This is a genomic window from Streptomyces cinereospinus (genome assembly GCF_042430725.1).
Classification (GTDB): Bacteria; Actinomycetota; Actinomycetes; order Streptomycetales; family Streptomycetaceae; genus Streptomyces; species Streptomyces cinereospinus.
On the sequence record NZ_JBHMCY010000018.1, the window covers coordinates 58413 to 64646 of the forward strand.

5 protein-coding genes and 3 pseudogenes are annotated in these 6234 nt (G+C 73.3%); 3 read left to right on the top strand and 5 right to left on the bottom strand.

All coding sequences use genetic code 11. The annotated features are described in order from the left end of the window. Positions 1-141: 141 nt before the first annotated feature. A complete protein-coding gene (locus ACFF45_RS12205) occupies positions 142-1731 on the bottom strand; it encodes an MFS transporter (RefSeq protein WP_381345688.1) in 1590 nt (529 codons plus the stop codon). Positions 1732-1841: 110 nt separating this feature from the next. Here ACFF45_RS12205 and ACFF45_RS12210 point away from each other — a divergent pair. Further along, positions 1842-2216 (top strand): annotated as a pseudogene (locus tag ACFF45_RS12210) (substrate-binding domain-containing protein); the annotation flags it as partial. 237 nt (positions 2217-2453) lie between these two features. Here ACFF45_RS12210 and ACFF45_RS12215 read toward each other — a convergent pair. The 4 genes and pseudogenes from ACFF45_RS12215 to ACFF45_RS12230 all read right to left on the bottom strand — a co-directional run. Next, positions 2454-2573, bottom strand: a pseudogene (locus ACFF45_RS12215) (nuclear transport factor 2 family protein); the annotation flags it as partial. Between the two features lie 61 nt (positions 2574-2634). Continuing rightward, positions 2635-3132, bottom strand: a pseudogene (locus tag ACFF45_RS12220) (nuclear transport factor 2 family protein); the annotation flags it as partial. Positions 3133-3272: 140 nt separating this feature from the next. After that, entirely contained in the window at positions 3273-3644 is a 372-nt protein-coding gene (locus tag ACFF45_RS12225; protein WP_381345626.1) for a peptidase inhibitor family I36 protein, read from the bottom strand. Continuing rightward, positions 3641-4129: a hypothetical protein gene (locus tag ACFF45_RS12230; RefSeq protein ID WP_381345627.1), complete on the bottom strand. Its 489-nt coding sequence runs from the start codon at positions 4127-4129 to the stop codon at positions 3641-3643. Before ACFF45_RS12230 ends, ACFF45_RS12225 begins: the two co-directional genes overlap by 4 nt. 673 nt (positions 4130-4802) lie before the next feature. On the opposite strand from ACFF45_RS12230, the gene ACFF45_RS12235 reads away from it, so the two are divergent. Both ACFF45_RS12235 and ACFF45_RS12240 read left to right on the top strand, forming a co-directional pair. Further along, positions 4803-5465, top strand: a complete 663-nt coding sequence (locus ACFF45_RS12235) for a TetR/AcrR family transcriptional regulator (RefSeq protein ID WP_381345628.1) — start codon at positions 4803-4805, stop codon at positions 5463-5465. A gap of 263 nt (positions 5466-5728) precedes the next feature. After that, positions 5729-6148 carry a carboxymuconolactone decarboxylase family protein gene (locus tag ACFF45_RS12240; RefSeq protein WP_381345630.1) on the top strand — a complete coding sequence of 140 codons (420 nt, stop codon included), beginning with the start codon at positions 5729-5731 and terminating at the stop codon, positions 6146-6148. The last annotated feature ends 86 nt before the right edge of the window (positions 6149-6234 follow it).

Here is a 6234-nt window from a genome sequence, read left to right on the forward strand (position 1 = left end):
GCGGCCGGGGACCCGCGCGGCCGTGCCACCCCGTCCCCACGGGTGGGCCCGGCACCACCCCGCTGCTCCGCTGCGGCGGGGCGGCCGTCCCCGGGCCTGCGGCCGGCAGCCGGCAGCCGCAGGCCCGGGGAGGCGTGCGTGTCAGTCGCGATCGGCCGCCGCGGCCCCGGCGGTGGTGTGCCGGTGCCGCCCGGTCTCCGCTACGGCGGTTCCCTCAGTCGTCCGGGTCCCGCCCGACGCGGCCGTGGCGGCGGGACCGCCGCCCTTGGCGGGCCGCAACAGCCAGGCGGCCACCGCCGCCCCGCACAGCATGAGCACGGCCGACACCAGCAGGCACAGCTGGAGCCCGTCCAGGAGGGACTGCGACAGGGCGTGCAGGGCCGGTCCAGTGGCCCTGCCCAGCGGCAGGCCGGCGACGGCTCCGAGACCCTCGGCGTCCACGGCGTGCAGGATCTCGCCGCTGGTCGGGTCCGGCACCCCGGCGGCGGCCAGGTGGCCGGGCAGCGTGCCGACCGCCTCGCTGGTGAGCAGCGCGCCCAGCACGGCCGGACCGAGGGCGGCGCCGACCTGGCGGAAGGCGTTGTTGCCCGCCGCCGCCATGCCCGCCTGGTGGTGCGGCACCGAGGAGACGGCGGTCGCGGTGATGCAGGGGAAGGCCAGGCCGAGTCCGAGGCCCAGCAGGGCCAGGCGCCAGGCCAGCGAGCCGAAGGACGTGTCGGTCCCGACGTCCGTCAGCGCGAGGAAGGCCGCGGCCGTGATGACCAGGCCGCCGGTGATCAGCACGCGCGGCGACAGGTACCGCATCAGCCGTCCCACCGCGGCGCCCAGCACCATCGGCAGCACGGTGACCGGCAGCTGCTGCAGGCCGGACTCCAGAGTGCTGAGGTGCTGCACCATGCCCAGGTACAGGCTGAGGACGAAGAAGAAGCCGATCAGACCCAGGAAGCTGATCATGACGACCAGCGCGGACCCGGTGAACGCGGCACTGCGGAACAGCGTCAGGTCGAGCATCGGGCTGGGGCTGCGGCGTTCGCACACGACGAACGCCGCGCCGGAGCAGACGGCGACCACCAGGGCGACGACGGCCCGGAGGTCACCGAAGGAGCCGGCCCCGCCCTCGATGACGCCGTACACCAGCGCGACGATCGCGACCGCCGCGGTGATCTGGCCCGGCCAGTCCAGCTTCCGCTCCACCTGGGACGTGGACTCCTGGAGCACGAAGGCCGCCACCACCATGCTGAGCAGCGACAACGGGATGGGCACCAGGTAGATCCAGCGCCAGGCGGCGTGTTCGACGATGGCGCCGGCGATGAGCGGGCCGACGGCGAGGGATCCCATCAGCGAGGTCGTCCACAGGCCGATGTACTTGCCCCGTTCCCGCGGGTCGGGTACGGCGTGGCTGATCAGGGCGAGGGTCATCGGCAGCAGGGCGGCGGCGCCCACCCCCAGCAGCGCCTGCCCGGCCCACACCTGGGTGACGGACTGGGCGGACAGGGCGACCGCGGCGCCCAGCGCGCAGAACCCGAGCCCGGCCTGGAAGACCTTCTTGTGTCCGTGGACGTCGCCGAAGACCCCGGCGGTCAGGATCAGCGCGGCCACCGGCAGCACGAACGCGACGGACACCCACGACAGATCCGCGGTCGAGGCGTCGAGGGCCCGCTGGATCACCGGCAGACTCACCGCCACCGTGGTCACCGGCAGATACCCGACGAACACCCCCAGACAGGCCATGACCAGCGTCGCCGTACGCCGGTCACGGGGTTGTTCCACCACTGCTGCACTCACTTGGGACTCCTTCTCGGCGGCGGCCGGACCACCGTCGGTCGTATGACCCGGGAACTATGGAGTCCGCTGGGCGGCCCGGGCGAGCCAGGTGCCCTCCCGGGCCCGAATCCGACACGGCCGGCGGCCGTGAGCTCGGAAACCGACCGCGCGGAACCTGCACGTCCCCGCCCCGGACGCCTTCGTCACCCCGCTGGGGCGCTCCGCCTGCGCGAAGAGCCGTCGACGCGTTCCTCACCGGAGCACCGGAGGTGACGGCGGTCGCCGGGTTCAGCGACGACGTGGCGCGGCGCGTGCTGCGGGCCGTGCGTGGCCCGGGCCGCCGAGTCCCGGACGACGTGGCCCTCGTGGGCTGCGACGACAACGGCTGCGGCGCCTTCGCCACCCCCGCGTTGACCACCGTCCACGCCGACGCCGAAGCCCGCGGCCGGCTCGGCGCACGCCTCGCCCCGGGCCTCGGCACCGGTGGCCTCCGCCCGCCACCCGCGCGGGTCGTCGTCCGGGAGCCGGTCGGACCCGTGCTCCCGCGTACGCCGCTTCCCCAGGACACGCCGGGCAGGCGCGGAGTGGGCCGGCGGCCACTGGCGCTGTCGAGCCGGGTGCCGGGGGCAGGCCTTGGTGGCGATGCGCCACCCGCCGTCGACGTGGACCAGCGCGAAGACGTCGGTGAACGTGTCCGGGCCGTGTGCGAGTGTCGTGGTCGCGGTCGCGGCGGTGCCGTGGACGTCGGCGGCGTGTCGGGAGCGAGTCGACTCGTCGGGGGTTGGGCGGCCCTGGAAGAGGGCGCACACTCGTCCGGGGCCACGAGACGAACGCGCCGTTCCGGATCCCCTCGATGTGAGCGGTGGGCGGGAACGCGTCGCGGAAGTGGGCCGGGTCGCCGGTGACGTGGCCTCGGACGGAGGCGCGGAGTGGTTGCAGGACGGCCTCCGCCACGGCGGGGGCGGTGGCGGCCACGGCGATGTCGGCCTCCGGGGCGGCCGGGGAGTCGGCCGGGCCGGCCGCGCTGCGCAAGGGGGTGGTCGACGCGGCGGCCGGCAGAGCCGTGTCCTCGGCCGGCGCGCCGAGGGTGAAGTCGGCTGCGACAGCGTCCGGCCGGGCGGTGCGGACGGGGCGCTCGCGGGTCACGGGCCCGCACGGCTGGCCGAGTTCGAGGACGTCCAGCACCTGGGTGCGGGGCAGGTCCGGCGCGGCGGCCTGCCGCAGTGAGTCGCGCAACGCGAGGACGGCGTCGGCGGGGCTGTTGTCGGCGATCAGCTTCGCCGCCGCCGACCCCGCCTCGCGACGGCTTTCGCCTCGGTTCGTCCCGCACCGGCCGCTCACCGGTCGTCGACCGGTGTGGGCGCCCACCCTGCTGGTCCGGGAGGTGACGGCGGCGTCGTGGACTCATGAGCCGTGCTCGGTTCCCCGGCCGTGACCGCCGGCCCTTTCCCGGGCCGGCGTCGCGGCAGGCCTGGCTTCCCTGCTGCCCGTGTGCCGTCGAGGGAGGCTCAGCAGCCCATGGCCCAGGTGTGGGAGTCCCCGTCGTCGTTGGCGGCGCCGTTCCAGTTCACCTCCTGGCCCGGGGCGAGGCAGAGGGTCATGTGTCCTCCCTGCCAGGCTTCCGAGTACACCTGGACGTAGGCCGGGATGCCCGGGCCCTCGATCCCGTGGTTCGCCCACGAGGAGTCCGCGTCGGCGATGTAGCTCTCCCACCAGCCGTCGTCGCCGTGCCAGTTGGCGCGCTGGCCCTGGTAGTCGACGTGCTCCCAGGCGCAGAACTGACCGCTCGGGCAGTCGGCGGCGGATGCCGTGGCGGCGCCGGTGAGGGACGTGCCTGCGGCGAGGAGCAGCGCGGCGGCCAGGAGGGCGGGCTTCTTCATCGGGACATGCCTTTCTCGGATGCGGAACGGAGGAGGGACCGGGCGGTGCGGACGGCGTGCGCCCGCAGTTCCCGGTAGGCGCTCTGCTCGCTCGCCGGTGCCTCGGACTTGAGGTTGTTGACGGTGGTCGAGGCGCGGAACCAGCGTTCCTGGTCGCCGTAGAGGCGCTGCTGGGCCTGGGCCAGGCAGCCGTCGGTGTGCTGACGTACCTCGTGGCCACTGGGCAGTGTCAGGGAGAGTTCCGCTCGTCCGGCGCCGAACAGCGCGTCGCTGACGCGGCGTTGCTCCTCGACGGCGGGCGGTCGCTGTCCCGGACGCGGCGGGGTGAGGCCCTGACGCGTCAGGCAACGGTCGGTGAGCAGGAGTTGAGCGGCTCTGACGGTGTCGTCACTGCCGAGCGGCGTCGCCTCCGGGGCCGCGCAGGCGGTCAGAGCGCACAGGGCGGCGAGCAGTGCGACGGATGGGGAGCGAAGGTGAGTCGGCACTACGGGATCGGCCCCTTCCGTGATCCGCCGTCCTGACTCCTCCAGCATGGGAGAGGAGCCCGCGATCGGATACGGAATCACCGGGTGACCACCCGATCCAGTGATCGCCTCCCGCCGGTTCACCGCGCGCTGCGACGCTGCCGTTTCGGCCTCTCCTGCCGGCCGACGCGGGGGCGGGTCGTCGGCCGGCGCGATGCCAGGGCGAGGGCGTGCGCGAGGCGGTGGCCGCCTCCCTTCGCGCCTGTTCCTATCCTCTCAAGATAATTCGTCACGCTTTGTCCACTTCGCACGCCTCGTGTCCACGCCCGGTCCGGGTGTACGGCGTTCCGTGACCGGGCACGCCGACCGGCTCGGCCACCGCTGTCACCCGCCGGGCAGCGTCTGCCGGCCGCCGGGTCGGCCGGAGTCGTGAGCGCCGCCTTCCGCCGGGCCTCCGGTCGTGCCCGGACTGCCCATGGGACGCCTTCTCGGGGAGGTGTTCCGGCGGATGGTCCCGCCGGCTCGGGACTGCCGCGGCCTGCGGCGCCGGCCATCGACCCGATCCGGGACGTCGGCCGCCCCGCCGGACGCGGCCCCGTTCCGCCGGCGCCGGGACGAGGACACCGGCCCGGAGGCGGTCGCCGGTTCGTCGGCGCTGCGTTCCGGTGTGATCGCAGCGCCTATACTGACGACCATGACCAGCCGCCCGTCGCCGAAGAACAAACGAGTCGAGTTGGGCGACCGGTCCAGGGAAGTCATCCTCGACGTCGCCACGCGACTGATGTCGGCACGTGGTTACGACGGCACCAGCATCTCGGCCATCGCCAAGGAGTCGGGCCTGCCGGCGAGTTCCATCTACTGGCACTTCTCGTCGAAGGTCGGCGTCCTGACCGCGGTCATGGACCGCGGGAACGCCCGGTTCTACGCGGAGGCCTCCCTGATGGAGATCCCGTCGGAGGGCTCCCGCTTCGACAAGCTCCTGGCGATCTTCCAGAACGGCATGAGGGCGCTGGAGCGGAACCCCGACTTCGTGCGCCTCCAGATCATCCTCATGCTCAACTCCCCCGCCGGCACCGTGAACGAAGCGGTGACGAGGATGCGCGCCCAGGCGAGGAGCGGCATGCGGTCGGCCCTGGAGCAGGCGTTCGCCGACCTCGGACCGGCGCGCGCCGAGGCCGTCGCGGCGGGCCTCGTCGAGTTCGTGGGTGCCGGCTTCGACGGTGTGTTCCTCACGCACGAAGCCGCGTCGCCGTCCACCCAGCACCTGCTGCGTCAGCTCGCCCAGGCCACGGTCGCCCTCGCGGAGGGCCTGATCGCCTCGGGGCTCGCCTCCTGCGACGACGGATCCGGTCGCTGACCGGCTCCGGTCCGTGTCCTGGCGGGCTGCTCATCGCCCGTCGGTTCACTGCCGCAGGGTCCACACCGGTCACCGCGCCGAGGGCAGCGCCCCGTTGGCATGCTTGACGCGCCGGTGCGGCCGGAAATAACCTGCATGCATGTATCGATCGTTACAGACAGATACATGGACCAACAGGTAGATGGTCGCCGGAGCCCGCCACCTTCCGGTCGGGCGGCAGCGCCGTGACGATCAGCCGCCCGGCCAGGACGAAAGGACGACTGATGAGCGCGAACGACGAAGCGCGCACTCGTGAAGAACGGTTCGCGCACGGAAAAGAGGTCCTCACCCGGATCGACGGCGAGGCCGGACTCCGGGTCGTCGAGTCCCTCTCGGACATCAACCCGGAACTCGCACACCACCTCGTCGCGTGGGGGTTCGGCGAGGTGTACGACCGGCCCGGCCTGCCCCCGCGCGACCGGCAGCTCGTCACCCTGGGGATGCTCACCGCCCTCGGCGGCTGCGAGCCCCAGCTGGAGGTCCACGTCAACGCCGCCCTGAACGTCGGCCTGCGCCCGAAGGAGATCGTCGAGGCGCTCCTGCACTCCGCGGTCTACTGCGGCATGCCGAAGGCGCTCAACGCCACGTTCGTCGCGAAGAAGGTGTTCGACGAGCGCGGGCTGCTGCCCGTGCGGAGCATGTAGCGAGACCCCTGAGACGCGTCACCGGTGCGGCGTGATCACGCCGCACCCGGCCCCCGATGGGCGCCCAATGTGTACAGTTGATGCGG

Coding starts and splice junctions, on each gene's coding strand:
- ACFF45_RS12205 (WP_381345688.1), bottom strand. CDS start 1,731: ATGGCCTGTCTGGGGGTGTTCGTCGGGTATCTGCCGGTGACCACGGTG.
- ACFF45_RS12225 (WP_381345626.1), bottom strand. CDS start 3,644: ATGAAGAAGCCCGCCCTCCTGGCCGCCGCGCTGCTCCTCGCCGCAGGC.
- ACFF45_RS12235 (WP_381345628.1), top strand. CDS start 4,803: ATGACCAGCCGCCCGTCGCCGAAGAACAAACGAGTCGAGTTGGGCGAC.
- ACFF45_RS12240 (WP_381345630.1), top strand. CDS start 5,729: ATGAGCGCGAACGACGAAGCGCGCACTCGTGAAGAACGGTTCGCGCAC.